This window comes from Streptomyces sp. 5-10, assembly GCF_014712245.1.
Classification (GTDB): domain Bacteria; phylum Actinomycetota; class Actinomycetes; order Streptomycetales; family Streptomycetaceae; genus Streptomyces; species Streptomyces violaceusniger.
Genome location: NZ_JACVYG010000244.1, coordinates 1 through 404, shown reverse-complemented (window position 1 = coordinate 404; position 404 = coordinate 1). Strand labels below are relative to the sequence as shown.

At 71.8% G+C, this 404-nt stretch carries 1 protein-coding gene; it reads left to right on the top strand.

The genetic code is table 11. The features are described from left to right. Positions 1 to 404 (top strand): phosphopantetheine-binding protein (locus IEJ02_RS48030; RefSeq protein ID WP_191070538.1); only part of this gene is annotated, 404 nt, incomplete at both ends.

The following is a 404-nucleotide window of genomic DNA, read 5'->3' as shown; positions in this document are numbered from 1 at the left end:
TGCTGGATCGGCTGCCCGTGACGGCGAACGGAAAGCTGGATCGGCGGGCCTTGCCTGCTCCGCACGGGGGTGGTGGATCGGGGTACACCGCGCCCAGGGATGGGGTCGAGGAGCTGCTGTGTCGGTTGTTCGCCGAGGTGTTGGGCGTGGAGCGGGTGGGGGTCGAGGAGGGTTTCTTCGATCTGGGTGGGCATTCGTTGTTGGCGACGCCGTTGGTGTCGCGGGTGCGGTCTGAGCTGGGGGTGGAGCTGCCGGTGGGGGCGGTGTTCGAGGCCCCGACAGTGGCCGGGCTGGCTCATCGGGTGGCCAGGGCCGCGGGTCAGGCGGGCCGGGAGCGGCCCGGGCTCGTGCGGTGTGATCGGCGGCCGCAGCCGTTGCCGGTGTCGTTCGCGCAGAGCCGGTTG